This is a genomic window from Mucilaginibacter dorajii (assembly GCF_024808255.1).
Lineage (GTDB): Bacteria > Bacteroidota > Bacteroidia > Sphingobacteriales > Sphingobacteriaceae > Mucilaginibacter > Mucilaginibacter dorajii.
Map to the genome: position 1 here is coordinate 221,643 of NZ_JANTYS010000003.1, position 23,867 is coordinate 245,509.

21 protein-coding genes are annotated in these 23,867 nt (G+C 45.9%); 10 read left to right on the forward strand and 11 right to left on the reverse strand.

The annotated features are described in order from the left end of the window. Positions 1-39: 39 nt before the first annotated feature. The 4 genes from FHS10_RS05335 to FHS10_RS05350 all read right to left on the reverse strand — a co-directional run bounded on the left by FHS10_RS05335 (position 40) and on the right by FHS10_RS05350 (position 5,856). Positions 40-858, reverse strand: a complete 819-nt coding sequence (locus tag FHS10_RS05335; protein ID WP_259088293.1) for a DUF4249 domain-containing protein — start codon at positions 856-858, stop codon at positions 40-42. A gap of 4 nt (positions 859-862) precedes the next feature. After that, positions 863-3,532 carry a TonB-dependent receptor gene (locus tag FHS10_RS05340; protein WP_259088294.1) on the reverse strand — a complete coding sequence of 890 codons (2,670 nt, stop codon included), beginning with the start codon at positions 3,530-3,532 and terminating at the stop codon, positions 863-865. Between the two features lie 53 nt (positions 3,533-3,585). Then, positions 3,586-4,578: a FecR family protein gene (locus FHS10_RS05345; RefSeq protein ID WP_259088295.1), complete on the reverse strand. Its 993-nt coding sequence runs from the start codon at positions 4,576-4,578 to the stop codon at positions 3,586-3,588. Positions 4,579-4,707: 129 nt separating this feature from the next. Beyond that, positions 4,708-5,856: a serine hydrolase domain-containing protein gene (locus FHS10_RS05350; RefSeq protein WP_259088296.1), complete on the reverse strand. Its 1,149-nt coding sequence runs from the start codon at positions 5,854-5,856 to the stop codon at positions 4,708-4,710. Positions 5,857-6,125: 269 nt separating this feature from the next. Between FHS10_RS05350 and FHS10_RS05355 the strand changes: the two genes are divergently transcribed. Beyond that, positions 6,126-6,776: a hypothetical protein gene (locus FHS10_RS05355; RefSeq protein ID WP_259088297.1), complete on the forward strand. Its 651-nt coding sequence runs from the start codon at positions 6,126-6,128 to the stop codon at positions 6,774-6,776. Positions 6,777-6,872: 96 nt separating this feature from the next. Here FHS10_RS05355 and FHS10_RS05360 read toward each other — a convergent pair whose 3' ends face one another. Next, positions 6,873-7,496, reverse strand: a complete 624-nt coding sequence (locus FHS10_RS05360) for an RNA polymerase sigma factor (protein ID WP_259088298.1) — start codon at positions 7,494-7,496, stop codon at positions 6,873-6,875. A 175-nt stretch (positions 7,497-7,671) separates the two neighbouring features. Here FHS10_RS05360 and FHS10_RS05365 point away from each other — a divergent pair, with 175 nt between their 5' ends. After that, entirely contained in the window at positions 7,672-8,031 is a 360-nt protein-coding gene (locus FHS10_RS05365; RefSeq protein WP_259088299.1) for a nuclear transport factor 2 family protein, read from the forward strand. Positions 8,032-8,130: 99 nt separating this feature from the next. On the opposite strand, the gene FHS10_RS05370 is transcribed toward FHS10_RS05365, so the two are convergent. Then, positions 8,131-9,471 carry an FAD-binding protein gene (locus tag FHS10_RS05370; protein WP_259088300.1) on the reverse strand — a complete coding sequence of 447 codons (1,341 nt, stop codon included), beginning with the start codon at positions 9,469-9,471 and terminating at the stop codon, positions 8,131-8,133. A gap of 117 nt (positions 9,472-9,588) precedes the next feature. Between FHS10_RS05370 and FHS10_RS05375 the strand changes: the two genes are divergently transcribed. Both FHS10_RS05375 and FHS10_RS05380 read left to right on the forward strand, forming a co-directional pair. Next, positions 9,589-10,026, forward strand: a complete 438-nt coding sequence (locus FHS10_RS05375) for a MarR family winged helix-turn-helix transcriptional regulator (protein ID WP_259088301.1) — start codon at positions 9,589-9,591, stop codon at positions 10,024-10,026. An 8-nt stretch (positions 10,027-10,034) separates the two neighbouring features. Further along, a complete protein-coding gene (locus FHS10_RS05380) occupies positions 10,035-10,541 on the forward strand; it encodes a GNAT family N-acetyltransferase (RefSeq protein WP_259088302.1) in 507 nt (168 codons plus the stop codon). A 91-nt stretch (positions 10,542-10,632) separates the two neighbouring features. Here the strand turns inward: FHS10_RS05380 and porM are convergent, their stop codons facing one another. The 5 genes from porM to porK form a co-directional block, all read right to left on the reverse strand. Next, complete coding sequence (gene porM, locus FHS10_RS05385; protein WP_259088303.1) at positions 10,633-12,165, reverse strand: type IX secretion system motor protein PorM/GldM; 1,533 nt, start codon at positions 12,163-12,165, stop codon at positions 10,633-10,635. A 259-nt stretch (positions 12,166-12,424) separates the two neighbouring features. After that, entirely contained in the window at positions 12,425-13,228 is an 804-nt protein-coding gene (gene porL / locus FHS10_RS05390) for a type IX secretion system motor protein PorL/GldL (RefSeq protein ID WP_259088304.1), read from the reverse strand. Positions 13,229-13,255: 27 nt separating this feature from the next. Beyond that, positions 13,256-13,882, reverse strand: a complete 627-nt coding sequence (locus tag FHS10_RS05395; RefSeq protein WP_259088305.1) for a hypothetical protein — start codon at positions 13,880-13,882, stop codon at positions 13,256-13,258. Continuing rightward, positions 13,879-14,784, reverse strand: coding sequence for a type IX secretion system ring subunit PorN/GldN (gene porN, locus FHS10_RS05400; protein WP_259088306.1), 906 nt, complete (start codon positions 14,782-14,784; stop codon positions 13,879-13,881). The genes FHS10_RS05395 and porN overlap by 4 nt, the downstream gene beginning before the upstream one ends. 5 nt (positions 14,785-14,789) lie before the next feature. Continuing rightward, positions 14,790-16,079 (reverse strand): T9SS ring complex lipoprotein PorK/GldK, encoded by a 1,290-nt coding sequence (porK, locus tag FHS10_RS05405; RefSeq protein WP_259088307.1) that lies wholly within the window; start codon positions 16,077-16,079, stop codon positions 14,790-14,792. Between the two features lie 430 nt (positions 16,080-16,509). Between porK and FHS10_RS05410 the strand changes: the two genes are divergently transcribed. From FHS10_RS05410 to FHS10_RS05435, 6 genes are all read left to right on the forward strand, one after another. Continuing rightward, positions 16,510-18,027: a glycoside hydrolase family 32 protein gene (locus FHS10_RS05410; protein WP_259088308.1), complete on the forward strand. Its 1,518-nt coding sequence runs from the start codon at positions 16,510-16,512 to the stop codon at positions 18,025-18,027. A gap of 587 nt (positions 18,028-18,614) precedes the next feature. Beyond that, a complete protein-coding gene (locus FHS10_RS05415; RefSeq protein WP_259088309.1) occupies positions 18,615-19,052 on the forward strand; it encodes a hypothetical protein in 438 nt (145 codons plus the stop codon). After that, complete coding sequence (locus FHS10_RS05420) at positions 19,049-20,017, forward strand: MBOAT family protein (RefSeq protein WP_259088310.1); 969 nt, start codon at positions 19,049-19,051, stop codon at positions 20,015-20,017. Before FHS10_RS05415 ends, FHS10_RS05420 begins: the two co-directional genes overlap by 4 nt. A gap of 255 nt (positions 20,018-20,272) precedes the next feature. Further along, positions 20,273-21,988, forward strand: coding sequence for an IlvD/Edd family dehydratase (locus FHS10_RS05425; protein WP_259088311.1), 1,716 nt, complete (start codon positions 20,273-20,275; stop codon positions 21,986-21,988). A gap of 221 nt (positions 21,989-22,209) precedes the next feature. Beyond that, on the forward strand, positions 22,210-22,962 hold the full coding sequence (locus FHS10_RS05430; RefSeq protein ID WP_259088312.1) for an SDR family NAD(P)-dependent oxidoreductase: 753 nt from the start codon (positions 22,210-22,212) through the stop codon (positions 22,960-22,962). 6 nt (positions 22,963-22,968) lie between these two features. Further along, the gene (locus FHS10_RS05435; RefSeq protein WP_259088313.1) at positions 22,969-23,844 is read left to right on the forward strand and encodes an SMP-30/gluconolactonase/LRE family protein; all 876 of its coding nucleotides are present in this window, start codon (positions 22,969-22,971) and stop codon (positions 23,842-23,844) included. Positions 23,845-23,867 lie beyond the last annotated feature (23 nt).

A 23,867-nucleotide genomic window follows, 5' to 3' on the forward strand; every position in this document is an offset into this window, starting at 1 on the left:
TTAAAACCATCGCCTTTTTTATAAAAACAATTCAATCCATCACGGCGCGGTTAACGTTTTCCGCTGTACGGTATGTACGCTAAAATAACCTAAAGCCCCGCCCTGTACATTACTCACCGGGTTTGATGGGGCGGCATTATTGCCATCGCCATTGGCAGATGAGTTTAGGCTGAAAAAGTATTTGTAAACAGCCGGATCGATGCATTGCATTTCGATAGTTACTTTATTACCAGGGCGGATATCCCTTGCTGGGTTATCATTATTGTTACTGAAATTCAATTGGGTGTTCACTTCCTGCCCGTTGGTAAATTCATCATCATCTAACAATATCGATTCTTCCTTACGGTCATTTACATATTGTACAAAGCGGTAATAGTTTTTGGTAGCTATAGGGTCGTGGTATTTTACGGTTACATATTTACGCACCGTGCCATCGGCATTATTGCCAAAACTGCTTTTTACCAGGTAAATGCTATCAAGTGCCACCTGCGCCTGCATGGCACAGGTAGATGTAAAAGTTTTACCGGCCACAATAACAGTCAGCTTATAAATATGGGCATAAGCGCCTGTAAGCGTAGTATTCTGGTAAACGCCGCTGCCGGCGGGCGTAAGCGGGTAAACATTGTTATCATCGCTTATGCTTACCTGCGCGCCATCAATACCAATAACATCATTATTATCGGTGAAGTTTTTGGTTTGGCTTAAGGTTACTTTACAGCCGCCTGCCTGGTTGGTTAATACGCCCTCAATTACATATTGCGGGGTGGTATCGCTTAGCTTTAGGTTGATGGCTTTTTCGCAAGAGCTAAAGGTTGTTACCAGTAAAGCTATCATCAAATATTTTATTGTAGTGCGCATGTAATTAAAATTTAAAGTTGTAGCTAATAGATGGTACAAAGGTGAACAGCGTAGTGCGCACTGCCTCGGTACGACTTGGGTCATTCTTATTGTCCCTGAAATAGATGCGATACGCGTTATGACTGCCGTAAGCGTTGTACAAACTAAAAGTAAGATCGGACTCAAACTTGGCGCTTTTTTTCAACTGCCTGGTAGCTCCCAGGTCAAGCCTGTTGTAGGCTGGTATCCTATCGGCATTGCGGTTGGTATAGTAGTAATACGTAGCACCGTCAACCTGGTATTTGCCGCTTGGGTAGGTTACGGCGTCGCCGGTGTAGTAGATAAAATTGGCAGAGAACGTCCATTTTTCTGATGCTTTGTACATGGCCACAATGGCTATGTCATGAGTACGATCCTGCCGGGCGTTGTACCACTGGTTATTGTTGATGCCATCTATCTTGCGTTCGGTTTTTGAAAGCGTATAACTTATCCAGCCGGTAAGCCGGCCTGTTTTTTTCTTTAACAGAAATTCGGCACCGTAAGCACGACCTATACCGTAAAGCAGTTGCGTTTCTATAGGCTGGTTGGTGAAAACATTGGCGCCATTGCGGTAATCAACCTGGTTTTGCATTTTTTTGTAGTAGGTTTCAACAGTAAATTCATACTGGTGATCCTTCAAATCTCGGTAGTAACCTACCGAAACCTGGTCGGCAAGTTCGGGTTTAATAAGGTTTGTACTGGCCGCCCATTTATCCGTTGGCGAACCGGAGTTGGAGTTTGATATCAGGTGCAAATTTTGTGCGTTGCGTGCGTATGATGCTTTAACCGAGCTGAAATCATTCAGCGAATAAGCTGCCGCTATCCTCGGTTCGGGGTTAACATAAGTTTTAACCGCCTGACCAGAAGTATAATGCTGTGTGCTGATGATATTGCCGTCGGCATCAAGGTTGTAATAATCACCTTCGCCAAGGATTGTAAAAGCGGATACCCGCAAACCATAGGTTAGGCTAAACCTGTCGGTAGCTTTCCATGTATTGGTAGCATAGGCGGCGTTCTCTAAAGCATACCTGTTTTGCAGGTTTTGAGATAGGATGCCCGAGTTACCGGTTGATGAGATCTCGCCGGGTTTTATGGTATGATAAATGGCGTTTACCCCAAAGCTGATGGTGTTTTTATCGCCTGCGTAATATTGCAGATCTTCCTTAAAATTGAGATCCCTGATCTGCGAATAGATATTAAACTCGTTTACATCCTGCTTAATATTGATCTTATAATCATAATTGCTGTAAATGAGCGAGGTGTTTGAAAATAACTGGCTGTTAAAAATGTGGTTCCAGCGCAGCGTGGCCGTAGTGTTGCCCCAGTTAATGCCCGCAATATCAGATGCTTTTAACACATCCTTGCCAAAATAGCCCGAGATATACAGGCGGTCTTTATCCCCTAAAATATAATTAGCCTTGGCGTTGATATCATAAAAATAAAGCTGGCTTTTTTTGGCGATAGTGTCCTTTGAAAAAGCAAGGAAGGCGTCGGCGTAAGTACGTCTGGCCGAGATCAGGAACGATGATTTATTTTTCTGGATCGGCCCTTCAACATTAATCCTTGCGGCTATCAGCCCAACGCCGCCGCTTACACCAAACTTTTGGTTATTGCCATCATTCATTTTAATATCCAACACAGATGACAGCCTGCCGCCGTACTGCGCGGGCATATCGCCTTTGTAAATGCTGATGTTTTTAATCGCATCGGAGTTAAAGGTTGAGAAGAAACCCAGCATATGCGATGCATTATAAACCGGTGCTTCATCCAGCAGGATCAGGTTTTGATCGGCCGCACCGCCGCGTACATAAAAACCGCCGCTGCCTTCGCCGGCCGTTTTAATACCTGGCAACAACTGAATGGTTTTGATGATATCCCGTTCGCCAAGTAACACCGGGATATTTTTGGTTTCCTGGATGCTGAGGTGTTCAACGCCCATTTGTGGGTTAGCCAAATCGCGGGTGCCAGGTGCTTTGGCGGTAATGGTTACCTCTTGTATAGACTGCTCATTGTTATCCATGGCGATGGCGAGCTGTTGGTTGCTGTTTAATGAAATAGGCACAAGGGTGCTTTTTTGCCCAACGGCGCTTACGGCAAGCTGATGATCGCCGGCCGGCAAGGTGAGCGAATAAAACCCATATTCGTTACTTGAGGTGCCCTGGTTTACATCCGTGGCCCTGATAGTTGCGCCAATCACGGTTTCGCCGGTTTGCTTTGATTTAACGGTGCCGCTTATGGTGTATTTGCCGCCGCCCGCGAGAGCGGCGGCCTGCTTTTTTGGTTTCTCGGTATCGTATTTGATCATGATATCCTGATCGAGCACCGTATAGCTGAACGGGTAAGGGGCCAGCGCCTTTTTTAATACTTCCCCTAAAGGCTGGTTTTGAGCGTTAACGCTGATGGTAATTTTGCTTTTGGCAACGGTTTCGTTATAGGTAAACCTTACGCCGCTGGCGGCGGTCAATTGATCTAAAGCCTGCTTAAGCGGCTGGTTATGAATGCTGATGGTTACCGGCTTATCAAGCGGACTTTGCGCTTTAACCTGGAAAGAAACTGTTAACAGGAGCAATGCGCAAAGCGCCGTTCGGAGGGCAGCCGGGAAGTACATAAATTGGGCTATCAGCATCGGGGAGCACGCCGGGTAATTGTTTTTCATTTGATGATTTTGGGGTAATGATCTGTTGGTGACCGGTTTTAATGTGAAATGTGTTAGTTTTTGCTGGCCTGGCTTGTAAGAAGGTAGTGGTTGTCTACCAGGGTCCAGTGGGCATCCATTACGGCGCATAACTTGTTAAGTGTTTGTGCAGCAGGTTGATTGGTGTTTAAACGACCATAAAAACCCTTTTTTGCCAGCTCAGGATCAATAGAAATGTAAATGCTATATTGCCGCTTTAGATTGTTGACTACCTGTTGTACGGTTTCGCCGTTAAAATTGAACAGGCCATTGCGTTCATCAAGAAATTTGACAGCAGCCGGGTAATCTTCTTTTTCCAGCGATCTATCGGCAAGGGTAAGCACCGTTCTTTGGTTGGCAATCATGATTTGCTGCTGGCTTTTGGGTACATCATGCTCGGCAACGCCTACCTTTCCGCTTACAACGGTAACCTCGGCAGTGGCCGCGCCGGGGTAAGCTTTAATATTAAAGCTGGTGCCCAATACTACCGTTTTAATTGGTCCGGATGTAATGATAAATGGATGGTTGGCATCATGCTTTACGTCAAAAAAAGCCTCGCCGGTTAAGGTTACCAAACGCTGGTCGCCCCTGAACTTATCCGGGTAGCTTATCCAGGTAGATGGGCTTAGCCAAACCTGCGTACCATCGGGTAAACTGATGTGCCTGTGTTGCCCGGCGGCAGCGCTTAATTGTAATTCCTTAACGGGGTCTATCACATTTAAAACGGTGTTCCTGTAAAACGTAGCAAAACAAATGAGTGCTATAGTTGCTGCAACGGCAGCTATGCCACGCCATAAAGTAATCACTTTAGCTTTTGGCCGGGCAGGTGTTTCCATTTGCGTGGTAATCCGATTAAAGATGGCATCCCGGAGTTCATCAGCAGATGAGTGTGCTGCCGCTGAAAGCAGTACTTCTTCATCATTAAAACCGGCATACCATTGCTCAAACCAGGCCAGCTCTTCGGCTGTTATGGTGCCTTGTTCCAGTTTATGGGCAAGCTCTTTGGCATCGTACGCGTTGTTTTCCATTTAAAATTATTTCAACCTTTACACATATAGTCAATGGTAAAGGGAAACACCCTTAGTGGAAAATGAAATTTATTTTGGGAGGTGTGATTTTGAGAAGTTGATGCTACAAAACCGATGGAGTTATTGCTGTTATAGTTGCTTACCGGCTATGAGTAAGTCAGCAATCTGTTGTGCTTTTTTAGCGGAGTCGCCATTGCCGATATTTGATAGAACGATGATGGCAACCTGTTGATCTGTAAAGCGCATGATTTGGGCGCTTACTCCATAATCGGCGCCATCCCATGCCCAGTAGGTACTGCCTTTGAACGTGCCGCGATACAGGCCAAAAGCCTGGTTGTCCATATCATGCCGGAAACGTTGTGTCCGGTGCATGAGCTGGTAAAACTGTTCGCCGCCAAACTGCTTGCTGAAAAAGTTCTCCTCCCATTTAATGAGATCGTTAACCGTTGTGCTAATACCGCTACCGCCATAATGCGGTGAATTACGAGCGTGCTGTATCCAGCCGCTGCCGTATTTAACGTCAAATCCCGACTTGCGGTAAGCATCTACATATTCCTTTGTACGCGGGTTGTAAGGTATCGCCCTATCCTGTATAATCTCGGTTGCATCGTCGTTAACCATCGTTTGTTTCATTCCCAGGGGCAGGAATAACCGTCGGCGGGCAAATGCGCTGAAGGGTTCACCGCTCACTTTTTCTACTATTCTGGCTAATAACATGAAGTTGACATTGCAATAATCCCATTTTGTTCCGGGCATAAATGCAAGTGTGTCCTGCCGTAGTGAGGTACGTATACATTCATCATTGTCAAAATAGTCGAAGGTCACCCAGGAGCGGTCGCTTGCGCGCGGCAATTGATAATAATCCGTGATCCCACTGGTATTATAGATCAGGTGTTCGATACGGATCGTATCCTTATACTTCGCCAGTTCCGGGATGAACCGGCTCGCGGGCATATCCAGGCGGAGTTTACCATCCATGATAAGCAAGGCGATGCAGGCCCCGGTGAATTGCTTGGAAACAGAGGCAATATCAAAGGCGGATTTAGGAGTGATTGGCAAGGTATAGTCGAGGTTAGCCAAACCATAGCCATGCCGGTATATGATCTGCCGATTTTTAACAATCCCAATCGCGTATCCGGGAGTTCGTTTCGTAGTATAAGCCTTAAACAAACTGTCGATCTTATGTTGCAATTGCCCGGGCAACCCATCGGTTTGCGCCTGAACGACTGATGCTGTCAGAACAAGTGCTAATAATATGTTTAACCGCAAAAAGATCATGAGGCCTAAATTAATGAATATTCACAAGCAGTGTACATTACCACACGTACAATTAAAAGTGACAAAAGTTAATAATCAAGCGCGAACGATTGCAGATAGGTCGCATCAACTTCTGAAAATAACTCCCGCATGAACAAAAAGCAAAATAGCGCCCGGTCATTTTTGAGGTGAAAACTGATTGCAGAAATACGAAAATGCATCCCGTACAATTATTTTATCCGGATGGTCGTTAATGCATTGTTTTTCAATTATTACCAATTTTTCCCTGCATGAAAAAGCACCACGCCCTTTTAATTGCTTTGCTGGCCTGTTCGGGCTGCGGCATCATCAGTAAACAATATTATTACGTACCCTCGGTTGCACATCAAACCATCAAAGGCTACTTTAGTCATACCGACTTTAAAATGATCAGTAACAGGTTTAGCGTATCGAACAAGGTGGGCGATAGCGTAGGTTCAATTGCTGTCAGCAATGGCATTGGCCACCCGCTGTTGATGGGCCTACTCTTGCCGGTTATGCCGGTTGGGGGCTTTTTTCAAAAAAGTAGTAGCCAGTTTGTAATGGAGGTGACCGTGAATAGCAACGAAGGTTATTTCATGCCTTTAGCCATCGACAGCAACGATTACAAAAGCGTACGGGACTCGCTGCATATTTCGAAAGTCAGTACGAAACGCCCCCTGCAAAGCAACCAATGCTATATGATCGTTAACGATACACTAAAAGTTCCGCTGAAGGTTGGCGAGTTCTTTATGGGGCATACAGGGGCACATAGTTATTGGATGACAGCCGATATCCGTTTCAGAAAAGTTAAGTCGCTGAAATTGATCACCGGGAATACCTTACTCGACAGCACACTTAATCATGTCACCTTTAAACGAAGATCGCGCATTAAATTCGACCTGGTAGGGCCCGGATATTGACATGGGGTAGAATGATCAGGCAGCAAAAAAACAACCTGTTATTTTTGCCGCCCATGATTGATGCCGTCTTTGAAAACAGCCATCAGGTAGTAGCTCTTATAAAAAATAATCTGCATTTGTGCACAACAAGATCAGCACACAGCCAGAAACACCCATTGTTGCCCGCAGCGTTGTCAACGCCTTGCTCATGTGCGCTTCTACCGTTTTTTGTGAAATATTCAATTCGGCGGCTATCTCGGCATAGGTTTTATTTTCGTCCCTGCTGAGCAGGAAAACGATGCGGCATTTTTCGGGCAGTTGATTAATGCTTTGGTCAAGTAGTTTTCGGAGTTCTTTTTCGGCCAGCCAGTTTGCGGTAGTATCTTCGGTATCGGTGGCATTAACGCTTAGCTCATCAATATGTTGCTGCCTGCGGTGCTGTTTGGCCAGGTGATTGATCACTTTGTATTTAACCGCCACCGAAAGATAGGTAGCCACAGCATGAGTTAATTCGATATTAGCCCTGCGCTGCCATATGCTTAAAAATACTTCCTGCACCACTTCCTCGGCTTCGTGCTCGTCGCCCAGGCGATGTAAGGCTACGGCAAATGTTTTATCCCAATAACGATTGTACAATTCGGTGGATGCGGCACGGTCATCATGGCGGATACGGTCCAGGAGCTGCTGATCGGTATACTGGTTTTGCAGGTTTAATACAGGCATATTTACGCTGTAGGTCATAAAGGAACTCTTAATATGTCTCGGCTCGGTTATGACAAACTTATCGAACTAAAGTTACACAGCACCAAAAAAACAATAGATTTATCGATATTGTAACTCATAAACCTTTCAATTAGTGCCCTGACCGGCAGTAAATGGCACATTTTAATTAATTGAACCGTTTTTTTTACCTGTTATGATAGATCGGCAATTTGCCCGAAGTTTTGCCACAGCATGGATCAACTGCTGGAACACCCGCGACCTTGACCAGTTGATGCAGCATTACACCGATGATTTTATTATCGAAACGCCCTACGCCTTAAAGATCTATCCGGATTGCGGTGGAATAATATCCGGCAAAAAACATGTACGGCAATACTGGGAAACCGCGTTGAGCAAACTCACAGCCCTGCACTTTGAATTGCTGGAAGTACTTACGGGGGTAAATGCCACCAGCATTTATTATCATAACACCATAAGTGGTAAAAACGCTGTTGAAAGCCTGTTTTTTAATGCTGATGGAAAGGTTGAGCGGGTAATTGTGATGTATAATTAATGGAAGAGCTATGCTTCCTCAGCAGCTTCTGATAAGATACCCATTATGATAATAAAGGCAAACTCTTTATAATAGATAGTACAGGCCAGGATGTTATAGCTACGCCCCGTAAATATTATGAGCCAAAAACGCGTTCCTGAACTTGCCATGCGGATCATATTCGGCAACCACTTCTTTAAAGGCGGCTATCTTCTCGTATCGCGAAGCCAATACTTTAGGATCAAGAGTAAACACTTTGCCCCAGTGTGGCCGGGCGTTAAAGGGGGCAAGGGCCTTTTCAATGGTGGGAAGCAGTTTGGTAACAGCTTCGGTTTCTGGTTTCCAGGTAAAGTGAATGGTTACCGATTGCTGGTTGTGGCAGGGACTCATCCACAGGCTATCCGCCGCGATGGTCCTGATCTCGGTAATGAACAAATGCGGCCCTACCTGTTTACCCAGTTTGGCTATCGCTTCAATAGCTTCAACGGCATGCTGCATCGGTACAAAATATTCAGATTGCAACTCTTTACCGCTGCTTGGGATAAAACCCATTTTAAAATGCGGTAATCTTTCATACCACGGACCGGGTACACCCAACTGATCGGTACAGCTTTCGGCCGGATGGTCATATATAGGGTGCAGGTTTTTGGTAGCCGCTTTAGCACCGTAAAACTCGGCACCGTCATGGTCTTTTTCGGTCATGCGGCTTTTTATCCAAACCTCGTTAATGTAGTCGTTTTGCCAGTCGGTAAACAGGCTTACACTGTACCCGGCAGATACGATAGCCTCAAAATGCTGCTTTACCTGTGGCATTGGCATTTTTAAAAATACCCGCTGGCGCATCATATAGGTAGGCTCAATAGCAAGCGTAACCTTGGTAATTACGCCGATAGCACCCAGGCCAACTACCACGGCGTTAAATTTTTCGGAATCTGTAGCCTTTGAAAAATGAACAATACTGCCATCGGCAACAACAACTTCCAATGCCCTTACCGCGCTGGCCAGGTTGCCGTTTTTAACCCCGCTGCCGTGGGTAGCTGTAGTAATGGAGCCCGCGACCGAAATATGCGGCAACGATGCCAGGTTATGCAGCGCGAAGCCTTCTTTATGCAGGTAGGGGGCAAGCTCGCCATATTTAATACCGCCCTCCACGGTAACGGTCATGGCTTTTTTATCTATGGAAATAACTTTATTGAGTTCTTTGGTCGATAGCAGGTCGTCTTTGCTATCGGCAATGCGGTTAAAGCAATGCCTTGTGCCAAGGGCTTTAAGCTTGCTGTATTTTTTAACCAGCTGCTGCACCTCGGCCACCGAGCGCGGGTACTGCACGTTAGCTGTGTTATAAGTAAGATTGCCGGCCCAGTTTTGCAAAGGAGCCTGGCCTGCCAGGGATATGATAGGAGATAACAAAGGTGTAGTCATAAGTGTGCCGCCTAAACGGATAAATGTTTTTCTTTTCATAAAAATTGGTTAATACAAGGTAGGGTTTTAGTTGGAAGAAAAAGTAAAATAAATCACAAATATAGTTGACAAAGGCTACTATATTTGTGATGTTTGCTTCATAAAAGGACGATACCAGTGGAAATATCATCAAAATTACCTGTTCAGCAAATCAGGGCGTTTAGTCGTTTTTATACGGATATTATTGGGCTGCTGGACAAGCACTTGCTACAAAGCGATTATTCTTTAGCCGAAGCCCGCATTCTCTATGAAATCAATGCGGCCAGCGGTATGCAGGCTTCACAAATAATTGCAGCCATGTATATTGATAAGAGTTATTTAAGCCGCCTGTTAAAAAAGCTTGAAAAGGATAAGCTGATCATAAAAAAGCCCTCACAACAGGATGCCAGGGCCTCGATACTTTCGCTTACGGATAAAGGAATGGCGGAGTTTATGAAGCTTAACCAGGCATCTGATGTGCAGATAAACGATTTGATTAAAAAGCTGTCCGCAGAAAAACAGCAGGAACTGGTATCGCATATGCAGCAAATTATGAACATTTTGAAACAAAAATGACCAGTGTGATGAGCGCAATGTTAAATGTTAATGATATTAATATCCGTACCGAATTGCAACCCGGCGACCTGGGCTATATCGCTTACCTTCATGGCGAGATGTACGCCCGCGAATGTGGCTATGGTCTTAATTTTGAAAGCTACGTGCTGCAAGGTTTAGGTGATTTTGCCCGGCAATATGATGTAGCTAAAGACCGGGTGTGGATTTGTGAACATAACCAGCAAATAGTAGGTGTGTTAATAGCTGTCGACCGTGGCAGTGCCTTACAACTGCGTTATTTTATTTTCCGGCCGGAATTTCGCGGCCTTGGCCTGGGTAAAAAGTTAATGACGGAGTTTATTAACCACATGAAAAAACGTGAAATAACTGATGCTTATTTGTGGACAACTAATGAACAGCATGCTGCCATTACCTTGTATGAAAGGTATGGGTTTAAGCTAACCGAAGAAAAAGTATCAGCCGAGTTTGATAAGGAACTGATTGAACGCCGGTACGATTTGACCCTGAGCTTTTAATTGGGAGAGTTCAATTGCGATAGATAGTAAAAACACCCCAAACCCTTATTTTACTTCAATTTGGGCCTGGGGCGTTTTAATTAAATTAACGTCAATTGGCTGTTAGCGCCACTGGTGCCAGTTGCCTTGGTGAGCCATCGGGCCCCACAGCTATAATATTATCAAAAATAACCCTTGAGCCCGGTTTAATGCTGTTTAACGAAGCTGTCATGGCGTCATTCAGCGTATTGCCCGACCCTGTTTGTACCGATGCCGTTTCCCTTGGGTTGGCAATAATTAAGCTGAAACGGGTTATTTTAAACTTCGCGTCAAAATCAAAATTATCCAGCATGGCAAAAATGGCATTCTGGGCTTTTAAGGCCACAGTTGGTACATTCCCGCTTGATTTTCCCGAAAAGCGGGCAACAGGATCGGGGATACGCTTAGCCCTGAACATGGTGTTGCTTAATACCTGGGTTTTCCCTGGCGAAATTTCGGCCGATACCGAAACAGTCACCGTACCCGGGCTATTTACCCTTGCTACGTACTTTCCTTCCGATCCGCTGAGTGTACCGGCCGAGATCCCTATCCGGATGTTTTTGGATGGGATACCCGGAACTGAAACTGAAACCGGGTTATCAACGCCGATGTACAGCACATTCATTTTATCGGGCGATACTACGGCCGACGGCCTGGAAACTATGTAACGCTGCTCTGGCGTGGTATAGGTTTTAATGGTACCATCGGTTTGTTTTACGCTGATGGTGCCCCGCCAGTTAAATACGCCTTCGCGGCTGGTGCTTACGTTGTAAACACCCCGACCATCTTTTACCGCGATGGTACTGCCGCCAACCTGCACCGTTGGTGTTGACCGTGAATCATAAGCCGTTAAAAATACCTGGGCGGTGTAGGGCTGGCCTTGTATCAGGTATGATGTAGGCGCAACCGCTACAGCCTCAAACTTATCCAGGTTCACCACTGCCTGGTCCATTTTACCCAGGATCTTTTTTACCACCTCCGATTCGGCATTTTTATTATCGGCCTGGATACGCGATAATATGGTGAATGTTGCCGTTAAAGGTACCCCCTCGCCAAAATTCAGCTCCTCCCAGTTGCGGTGATTAGCCCCTTTACCTGTCGGATCATCGGCCTTAAGGGTGAACGACACGGTTTTACTATCCTGCGGGCCTAACAGCGTAATCAGCCTTTCGCGGGTATCGTTGATCTTATCCTTGAGCGCTTTTGCCCTTTTTTTGTTGATCATTACATCAAAGCCAATGTCCAGGTTGTCGCGCTGTTTAAGGTCGCCGGTTTGGATATCGTATCCGTTGCTTTGGTTGGTAAGCTCCAATTTGATGTCCCTGATGTAGTTATCCAGGTCCTGGGTTGCTTCCCGGGCTTGTTTTGCCTTTTCATAAACGGGTTTGGCCCGCTCTGGCGATTCCTTAAGCCGGGTTTGCTCAAAGGTGTTGAACAACTGCTGTACCGAATTACCCACATTGGCCGCCGACGCGGTTAAGCTATCGTTAATGGTTTTAAAAGCGTCCAATATGGTTTCTGATACATTGAGGGCCAGCATTGCTAACAAAACCAGGTACATGATATTGATCATCTTTTGCCTGGTGGTTTCTTTTCCTGCAGCCATTTTTTTAAGTTTTAATTTGAATATTTATTGTTGATAAAACCTGCTTGTGTTTACTAATCTTAAAAAGATTGTCATTTCGAACGAACCTTGTGGGGGCTGCGCGCGGGAGGTGAGGAGAAATCTTCTATAGGCGGACTTTCGACTATACAAGGCGCAGAAGATTTCTCACCCTTGCCGCGCTATTCCCCACCCTTCAAGGGTTCGAAATGACATTTTCGTTTTAAAAGAATATGACATATAGCAGTATAAACCTATACTATTACATCCGCTGCTGGTTCATGGCCGAAAGCATGTTGGCGTAGTAAACATTTAACGATGATATGTTTTGCACCAGCTTATTCACCTCATCCTTAAATACCCTGGTTTCGCCTGCAGATTCATGCAGACTGCTAAGCGTACCGTTTAAACCCTGGTAAAACTGGTTAATGCGGCGCAGGTTGGTATCGGCTCCATGCAGCTCACTTTCATATAGCGAATTTAAGTGGGCAAGGTTGTGGGTAAGCTTTAACACCTGTTGCTGGTACGCCAAAGCATCATCACGGCTATCGCTTATGGTGGCAAAACCGGCCGATGCTTTCTCAAACATAATACCCAACAAATCAAATTTAGATGCAGCGTTTTTCAGCTTGACCGAAAACTCGTCTGTACCTAAAGAGGCATCGGCAATGGAGTTGATGCGGCTCATTTTATCAGAGAATTGTTTAAGCCCTTCGCCCAAATTGTTGATCTTTTCAGGACTCAGGTCAACCTGAGTAAGCAGGCCATCTAACGCGGCTGTTGTGCCATTGCCGGTTTGTACTTTTCTTAAACCTTTAGGAGCCGGTTCGCCATCATAATCAACGGCCAGTTCGGGGTAAACTTTTTCCCATTCCGGCTCTTCAGCCGGCGGGAAAAAGCCCAGGGTGAAAAACAACATAGCCTCTACCGATAGGCCAAGCCCTATCATATAGGTGCCCAGCTGACCGCCCCAGTGGTTAATTTTAAACATAGCGCCAAGGATAACTATACTGGCGCCCCATGATATGGCTATATGCAGCCAATTGATTTTCTTTTTCTTTAACATGATATTTGATTTTTAATGGTTTACAGATCAGAATTTTACATAAATAGTTACTGCCGAGTTAAGGCCTGGCAATAAGCCGCGCAGTCCGTTACTTACTTTGCCGGCCTTATCTTCATAAGTTGATGTGGCCGAACTTGTGGGGATATACCAACCCAGATCGGTACGCATACCTATGTTTTTAAACAGCCGGATGTTTCCCAGCCCCGTACCGATGTAGGGCCGCACTTTTGACATGTAGATGGTGTAATTTGGCACGCTACCTATCCCTTCGCGGTATAAACTGTTTGAAAAATAATAGGCTATCCCCGTACTGATGTACCACTTACGCGCCAGCCATTCGCCTTGTCCGTATAAGGGCTGCCAATCGGCTATGGCATATACCGATGTACGGTTCAATTGTAAATCGCGGCCGTTGTATTTGATGTTAACGTTGGGTACGGTATTAAAACCAACCCTCGCGTTAAACTGGCTCCAAAAGCTGTACGATCCCTGTAGCCCGATGCCCTGTATGCCCACCTGAACGCCGAAAGACGACGACGGAAAGGCGCTATACTCTGGCAATACCTGGGCGCTTGCCCTGCCGCAGCAAAACAGCAAACCGGAAATTAATATCATCCATAAAAATTCCCGTAATAAATTCAGTTGCTTTCTCATGGCTTATCCTCCTTTTTTTGATCGATTTTTACAAGGTTCTTTTCGTTTACCCCTTTTGGGTTTTGCCAGATGTGCTTTTTGAGATCGGCAATTTTTTGTTCCAATAGCAAAGCCTCTGTGCTGCCCGGTTCCAGCTGGCCCGTTTGTACCCCGCTTGGTGATGATTGTTTTACCAGGTAAGCCGAAAACTTGTGCTGCATAAACACATCATCCATGGTAAAATCAAAAATGCCTTTATCCGGGTTGCTCACATCTTCCTGTACCAGCGTGTAGCGCAGCTGTGGAAAGTAAAGCCAGAAAGCAGGCGCGAATGCCAGGTTTTGCGGCAGCTCGGCCGAGGAAAGGATGGACATCATGGGCGCTATGGCTACTATGCGGGTATCAACCCGGCCGCGCTGCCTGTCAAAAAACACATCCTCCTTAATCCTGAACCGCCTGATCTTATCAGGGTTAAAATCATTGAGGGCCATCCGGGAGCCGGTTTGATTGCCATCCTTATCAAAAATGGGGATCAGTACCGAGTCGGCAAACCGCAACTCGCCCTCTTTGGCGGTCATTTTCTTTTTAAAGTCATCGCGCTCATAAGGGGTAAGCTTGCCCAGTTTTATGCCCTTCATCACATCCTCCATTAGCGATTTACCGGGGATGGTAAGCATACTGTTTGCCGTATCGGTAAGGTCAATATCGCGCCAAACCTGGGCATAAAGCCTGATGCTGGCCTGGTTGATCTTGGGGTAAGGGAATGGTTTGGCCTTGCCCAAATCGGCCTGTTTAATAAAATTATCGTAGGCCGGCAGGGTATCCGTCAAGGTACTATCTGCCTGCATGGCTTGTGCAAAGCCTACACTTCTGCCAAAACCCATCAGCAAAAGGGTTTCAATTATGATGATTATCTTTTTCATGAGTTTTATCGTTTAGCGTATTTTCTTGTTTTTACCTGTTCGCCTGGCAGCTCGAAGGCCGCCATAACGCAACGGAAACCAATGTAGGAGTGGGCATTGCCCTGGTCTTCAAAACTGCGGGTATCGCTGTTCAGCATTTCGCCGTTATCTTTCCATGATCCGCCGCGTACCACCTTTCGTTTCAGCAGGGGCGAATCTTTATCGGTAGCATCATATAGCAAGGCCGGGTTAAGGTCGTTAACCAGTTGTGATGCCGATGGACTAAAAGCATCCAGCGTCCATTCAGATACATTGCCGGCCATGTTATAAATGCCAAACGCGTTAGGGGTGTAAGAGGTAACCGGCAGGGTAAAAGTTGATCCATCGCTGGCATAAGCGCCTTCGCCCTGTTTAAAGTTGAGCGATAGCTTTTCTTTGCCGGTAGTTTTGTCAACTATGGTTTTCACGGTACGTTCTATGGTATCGGCCGGATCAAGCTTGGCTTCGGCAGCGTACTGCCATTGCGCCTCGGTTGGCAGGCTAAAGCTAAGTTTGAAGTTTTTGAGGTTTGGATTATTCCTGATCAACACCTTTAACTGCGTGCCGCGCCAGTCGGTATAGGCCCGGGCCTGTTTCCAGGTTACGCCCACAACGGGGTTGTATTCATAAATTTTATTGCCAAAGTAGTTGGCATCCATCACCGTCATCTGGGCGTTGGGGAAGTCGGTCGACCATACGTGTTCATTGGGATAAACGCCAACGGTATCCATCACGTACTGGTTGTTTTTTTCGCCGTCCATCCGCACATAATAAAAGCGGTAGTTCATCTGCGCCGGATCTGGTACACGCTGCCCGTTAATCATAGTCATCATACCGGCCAGCTTTTCTTTAACATCGGCCGGGGCTTTTTTCCAAAGGGGCGAGATTTTGTTTACCTTATCCCAATCTATCAGCCTGATCTCTTTACCGCCTTTGCCAACAGTAGCACCGGTTGCGGGGAGGTAAAAGGCATCATCGTGCAGGTAATCGGTAATGGCAACCGAGTCGGCCACCCAGTTTACAAAGGCCTGGTATTGTTTATTGGTGACTTCGGTTTTATCAATAAAAAAGGCGCTTACGCTTACGTTGCGTTTTTCGGCTTTATCATCATCCAGTAATTTGTATTGAAAAGTTCCTGATGGAATGTAAACCATACCCACCGGCGGAATAAGCCGCTTAACGGAAACTGCACGCGTGGCAGGGGTATTGTATAACTTTGATTGGCAGGAGCTGAGCACTATTAACAGCAGGCCTGTGATTTGAATTGAAGATCTCATATTGACTTTCGGGATTTGGTGAAAAAAATAGTCGATGTGGGATCATAGCATTTTTTGAGTGGTGAAACAATGAGTCAAATATGCCCGGAATGGATGCAAGACCTCATTATGTGCCGACGAAAGCACTAAATAACTCGACAAAGAATTATTAATTTTTTATGAAGATTTATTGTTGGGGTGCAAAACAATAAATGGTTAATATTGACCGTTTTAGCGCGGAAAAATGGTAGGTGATAAGTGTTTTGACACAAAAAGTAAACGTTGTTACCATCATAAACCTTTACAATTGGCTCTGTATAACGGCTAAAACTCACCCCAGCGAAGCATCGGCCTGGTGAGTCGTTCCTTGGTTAGTTTCCTCAATTCCCTCTCTTTCCATTCCATTTAATTTGTACTTTTAACAACCAACTATCCCTTGAAAACCTTTAATATGTTCAAATCAATTTTTTATGGCCTGGCGTTTGCCGCTGTTGCAACCCCGGCTTTTGCCCAGGATGTATCTACGCCACAATGGCGACCAACCTACCACTTTACTCCACCCCAAAATTGGACTAATGACCCTAACGGCCTGATATTTTTGAACGGCAAGTATAACCTATACTTCCAAAACAATCCTTTTGAAAACAAGTGGGGGCACATGAGCTGGGGCCACGCCACCAGTACCGACCTGGTGCACTGGGATAACCTGCCAGTTGCCATCCCCGAAATTGTAACTAAGGATACCACTACCTATATCTATTCCGGATCAGCCGTATTGGATAAAAATAATACCAGCGGTTTAGGTAAAGATGGGAAAGGCCCTTTAGTCGCCATTTTTACGGCAGATAAGCCCAAACAACACAACGAATCGCAATATATAGCTTACAGTAATGATGGCGGACTGAGTTATACCCAGTACGCCGGCAACCCGGTTATCGACCTCGATAAAAAAGATTTCCGCGATCCCAATGTGTTTTGGTACGAACCTACCAAACAATGGATTATGACGGTAGCTATGGTTGATGAGCACATGGTGAGGATCTACGGTTCAAAAAATCTGAAGCAATGGACGAGGCTGAGCGATTTCGGTCCGGCAGGGTATACCAAAAGCGGTTGGGAATGCCCGTCCATGGTGCCCCTGGTAGTTAACGGCGATAAATCAAAAGTTAAATGGGTACTTTTTGTTTCGGCCTTTACAGATCGCGGTCCGGGGATGCAATACTTTGTGGGCGATTTTGATGGTACAAACTTTAAAAGTGATAATTCCGCTACGGAAACCTTGCCGGTTGATGGGGGAGATGCCTTTTATGCTGCCATCCCCTGGCGGTTAGCTAATCATAAAGCTACGTTAATGGGCTGGCTGGTGCCGGGTAAACCGGATACCTATCCATGGCGCGGACAAATGTCTATCCCCCGCGATCTTTCTTTACGCGCAACAAGCGAAGGTTTAAGGTTGATCCAGCAGCCAGCTATCACCATTAAAGATAAACTCAATACCTTATCTGCCGATGGCGTATTTGCTATGGAAAGTACAGACTTACGTGATAAAGAAGTACCGCTACCTAAAGCCGGCAAAACCAATGCCTATTGGATTGATGCCGAATTTGCAATGGCCGATGTTAAGGTTGCCGGCTTTAAAATAGCCCAAAATAAGGATCTGCCCGGTAATGACATCATTATAGGTTACGATGCCATTAAACAGCAACTGTTTATTGATTGTACCAATGCCGAGAAAAACAACAAACAGCCGGCTAACCATATCCAGGCTGTGCATATGAGGCCCATGAAATTGCTGAATGGTTTAGTAAAGATCCAATTACTTGTCGATCGTAATTCGGTAGAGGTGTTTGGTAACGATGGCGAAAAAGTAATTACTACCGAGATTTACCCCGATGCAAAGTCAACCGGCGTATCCGTATTTGGCAATTATGTTAATGTAAGTTTAAAGCTTTGGAGGATGGATAAGTAGAGTGGAAGATAACAAAGCGACTAAAGAGATCGCCACTACGTCATTGCGAGTTGTAAAATTCGCGGACTGTGAAGATGGAAACGACGTAGATCGCATGGCGGCGAAGACTCACCCGCCAGCGCTACGCGCGGCACCCTCTCTTCGGCTTCGCCGGAAAGAGGGGTTGAAGATTTTTTTTGTATTTATATTTCTTGTAATCAATTGATTAACTATTAAATCCCCTCTTTCCACCGCAGGTGAAGAGAGGGTGGCGGGCGCAGCCTCGCCGGGTGAGTCTTCGCCCGCGTTCAAAGCCAATGTTTGTGTAAAGTACAAAATGTCATGGGTAGAACGAAGCAATCGCGAACTGTGCAGATTCGCCCTGTAGAGCATGAGATTGCTTCGTTCCCCAGGATGACAGAGTGGAGAGGACACTTTTTAGGTCATTTCCACCTTCACAGTCTGCGAATTTTACAACTTGCAATGACATAGCTTTATATTGTTCTTTCCCTGTTTGTATTTTGTAAACTTTATTTTCAGTATTTTTTGAAAGTTCAATATTTTATTTACATTTGTACTGCCGGTAGGCAGCAACAAAGTAAATGATGATGAATGCATTACAACTTAATATCCAGCAATTGATCTGGCTGGCAGGAGTAGGGCAGGTAGCCTTAGCTTTGGGCAGTCTTGCCATCCCCACTGTGCTTAATTGGAAGGTGGAGCTGGCAAAACCACAGCCCTTAATTGGGCAAATGTTTTGGACTTATGCCGGGTATATTTTTGTAATTAATATATGTTTTGGTTTACTATCGGTGTTTGATTACCGGGAGTTAACCAATGGCTCAAGACTGGCCATGCTGGTTACCGGGTTTATCGCGGCTTATTGGATCTCCAGGGTATTGATCCAGTTTCTGTATTTTGATAGGACAAACTTTCCAATCGGGAAATGGCATAAATTGGGCGAAGTCGCGCTGGTAGCTGCCTTTGTGTTTTTTGGCCTGGTGTATTGCGGGGTTTGTTATCTAAATTATATCCAATTATCATGATACCATTGATGCCTGTATGTTATTTCGCGCTTATCAATTTGGCTGTTGTGTTGTTAGGCTACGTGTTTGTCCGCAGGCAAATGATCTGGCAAAGCTGGGTTTTATTGGCGCTTAGCATCTTTGTAGTGCATTTGGTTTTTTTTCACCAGGACGCCATCATCAGGATGCTGGCCATTATTGTCACAACCTTTACCGCCATGAAAGTGATAGCCGTTGCCGAATGCTATAAAGGTAAACCTTTAACGCTCGGTTTTAAACAATGGCTTGTTTTTGCTACTGGCTGGGCAGGCATGCGGGCACAACCATTTGAAACCCTTGGAGGCAAACCTTTACCCGGCGCATGGGCAATGATCAGGTTTGGCATCAGCCGGGTTGTTATCGGTTTGTTACTTATTTTACTGGCTCATAAACTGGTTTTGCTGCCAATGAATCATCAACTAAAATACGTTTTAGTTAGCGCGGTTTTGTTGGTAGCATTAAGTTTGATACTGCATTTCGGCTTGTTAAGTATCAGCGCCGGCGGATGGCGGTTACAGGGGGCAAATACCTACCTGCTATTCAGACAGCCGGCAACGGCCACCAGCCTTACCGAATTTTGGAGCAAACGCTGGAACATCGCCTTTAGCGAAATGACCTCCGTGGCTATTTTTCGTCCCCTAAAAAATAAAGTGGGTAGCGCCGCTGCCTTAATGCTGGCCTTCGCTTTCTCGGGCTTACTGCATGAACTTGCCCTGAGCGTGCCGGTAAATAGCGGCTACGGTTTGCCATTGCTGTATTTTATTATCCAGGGGATGCTGGTATTGTTCGAAAAAGCAATGATTATTCGCAAGATTAGATTTTTGAATAATGCTATAGTCGCCAGTTTATGGTTATTCTTTTGGTTGGTTGTGCCAATGCCTTTATTGTTTCATGAGCAGTTTATTAAGCAGGTGGTTTGGCCGCTGGCGGGCCTGCATGTGTTTTAACGATATCATATTTAGACTGGAAATCGCTTTAAGGTCTATCACGGAAATTTTGGCTAAAGCCAGATGAGTAATTTTTTGTAAACCGTTGGCTGAAGCCAAACGGAAATGAATTGCCAAGATCGAGGCTTTAGCCCAAAATAGCTGCCAGGTTTTTAAGGTGATTTTCCTGATTATGCTATAGCTTATCCCATATTTTTTCTAATTTTCCGCTGAGGTGGCTTCGTCGCCCAAAAACCTATAAACAGTACATCGCATATGGATCAAAAACCATTAAGGAGCCGGGCATGGTTTGGCCGTAAAGGTAAAGACGGTTTTATTTACCGTGCCTGGATGAAAAATCAGGGCATCCCCGATCATGAATTTAATGGTAAGCCCGTAATTGGCATCTGTAATACCTGGAGCGAGCTTACGCCCTGTAATGCCCATTTTAGGGAACTGGCAGAATCGGTTAAACGCGGCATTTTAGAAGCCGGTGGTTTCCCGGTGGAGTTCCCGGTAATGTCGTTAGGCGAAACGCTGATGAAGCCCACCGCCATGCTGTACCGCAACCTGGCCAGTATGGACGTGGAAGAATCTATCCGCGCTAATCCCATAGATGGTGTAGTGCTGCTTTGCGGCTGCGATAAAACCACCCCGTCGTTAGTAATGGGGGCTTGTAGCGTAAATATCCCAACCATTGTAGTTTCGGGCGGACCGATGTTAACCGGCAATCACCGGGGTAGCAGCATCGGTACCAGCGATGTTTGGCGCTACCATGATGATGTGCGCGTTGGTAAGGTACTGGAAGAAGAACTGGTCACCATCGAAGCCGCCATGTGCCGTAGTCGCGGACATTGTGCGGTAATGGGTACTGCCTCTTCAATGGCCTGCATGGTTGAGGCACTGGGATTGTCCCTGCCCGGTAACGCGGCTATCCCGGCTGCTGACTCCCGCCGGAAAGTACTGGCCCAGCTTTCGGGCTCCCGCATTGTGGAAATGGTTAAAGAAGATCTTAAACTATCAGACATACTAAAGCGCGAAGCCTTTGAAAATGCCATCCGTGTAAATGCCGCTATCGGCGGTTCAACCAATTTTGTGATCCACCTGCTGGCTATTGCCGGGCGGATTGGCGTGCCGCTGGAATTGAAAGATTTTGATCCGCTCTCGGCGGGTATTCCATTAATTGCCAATTTGCAGCCATCCGGCCAATACTTTATGGAAGATCTGTTTTATGCAGGCGGTTTACCCGTGGTGCTTAAAGCGCTTGATCACCTGTTGCACCGGGACAGCATCACCGTAAACGGCAAAACCATAGCCGAAAATTATGCCAATGCCGAGAGTTATAACAAGGATGTGATCAGCACCACCGATGCCCCTTTTAGCACTGCTACCGGACTGGCTATTTTAACCGGTAACCTGTGCGAAAACGGGGCCGTGATCAAACCATCGGCAGCAAGCGCGCATTTAATGCAGCATACCGGCAAGGCTGTGGTTTTTGAAGATATTGAAGATTTTAAAACCCGCATTGATACGCCCGAATTAGATGTGGATGAAAACAGCGTACTGGTGTTAAAAAATGTGGGTCCCAAAGGATATCCCGGCATGCCCGAGGTTGGCAATATGGGCATCCCGATAAAATTGTTAGAAAAAGGGGTAAAAGATATGGTCCGCATCTCAGACGGTCGGATGAGCGGTACCGGTTTTGGAACGGTAGTATTGCATGTTTCGCCGGAGGCAGCGGCTGGCGGCAATTTCGCTGTGATTAAAACCGGCGACCTGATCACGCTTGACGTACCCAACCGCACATTAAATGTGGATTTAACCGAAGATGAATTTGCCCGAAGGAAACAGCAATATGAACCATTATCACCCGTAGCAAACCGGGGATATGTAAAATTGTATATAGATCATGTACAGCAAGCCCACCTTGGTGCCGATATGGATTTTTTAACCGGTGGATCGGGGAGTGAAGTGGTAAGGGATTCGCATTAGTTGGGTTTGGGACTGTTGGACTTTTGGACGAAGGACTTTTAGATGAAGGAGCAAGGATAAATGACTAAAAGCGGGGGGCTTTGCGCGAATCCCCTCTTGAGAGGGGCGGAGGGGTGTGTTATTAAAGCGAAGTGAACGCCGGTCAACACACCCCTGCCAACACACAGTCCGGCGCTCTCAAGAGGGGAATTGAAAATTTAGATCAAAATATACATATACCGATGACATTTAAAGACAAAGTAGCTATAGTAACAGGTGCGGGGCAGGGCATAGGTTTCGAGATCTGCAGGATGCTTGCCGCCGAAGGGGCCATGGTTTTGTTGAATGATATGGATGCCGAATTAGCCGAAAAGGCGGCAACAGTTATCCATTGTAAAGGCATGCCCGGCGATTCGGGCGATATTGGTTTTATTAACCACATGGTAAACACCGCTGTTGAATTATATGGCCGGTTGGATATTGTGATTGCCAATGCGGGGATCACCTTATATGGCGATTTTTTAACCTATTCGCCCGAGGCATTTTTTAAGGTAATGCAGGTAAATTTGGGCGGATCATTCTTTTTAGCCCAGGCTGCCGCTAAGCAAATGAAACTGCAGGCCAATGGGGGTACAATCCTGTTCACCTCATCGGTAGTGGGGCACCAGGCATTTAAAAGCTTGGCGGCTTATGCTATGAGCAAAGCAGCTCTCGAAATGCTGGCCAAAAACCTGGTTATCGAGCTATCGCAATATAACATCACCGTAAATACTATTGCACCGGGTGCAACCTTAACCGAGCGGACCCGGGAGGAAGAGGATTATGAAAAGGTATGGTCGGCTATAACGCCGATGGGCAGGCCGGCTTATGTTACTGATATAGCCAATACGGCGCTGTTCCTGGTATCGGATAAAGCCCGGCACATTACCGGTCAAAGTTTAATTGTTGATGGCGGCTGGACGTCGGTTAGCACCATCCCCGAAGGGATCAAATAAATACACATGGTAAACGCAGTAGTTGAGCATGCCTGTTTTTTAGGCGAAGGGCCGGTTTGGGATAATAAAACAGGTACCCTGTATTGGGTTGATATTTTGATTGGGCACATTCACCAGTTTAAGCCCGCCACCGGTGAATTCAAAACAACAGAACTTAACCAGATGGTTAGCGCTGTAGCTTTGTGTACTAACGGAGATACACTGGCGGCGTTACAAAGCGGCTTAAGTATTATTCCCCAACACGCGGATCGTTTGGCATATATTAACCATCCCGAAAAGCACTTGCCTCAAAACAGGTTCAACGATGGTAAGTGCGACCCGGCGGGCAGATTTTGGATAGGTACCATGGCGATAGATGAAACGGCGGGTGCGGGCAGCCTTTATACTTTGGACACCGATGGAGGATTGAGTTTAAAAATACAGGGCACTACTATCTCCAACGGAATGGCCTGGAGTGCCGATCATCAAACTTTTTACTACATCGATACGCCGACATTACAGATTGTGGCTTATGATTTTAATAAGGGAGATGGGAGTATCAGCAATAAAAGAACTGTTATTACAATTGATGAAAAGGATGGCTATCCCGATGGAATGACGATAGACAGCGAAGGCATGCTTTGGATAGCACATTGGGGCGGTTGGCAGGTTAGCCGTCGGGATCCCTCAACCGGTAAAACGTTGTTTGCATTACCCATGCCGGTTGCTAATATAACATCCTGTACATTTGGCGGCGATGACCTGGGCGATTTATACATCACCACGGCCCAAAAAGGCCTTCCCGCCGATGAACTTGGGCAACAACCCGGCGCAGGGCACCTGTATGTTTGGAAAAATAGTGGATACAAAGGCATGCCCGCCTTTGAATACAAGGCTGATTAATTGTGTAAATAACTTTTATTGTA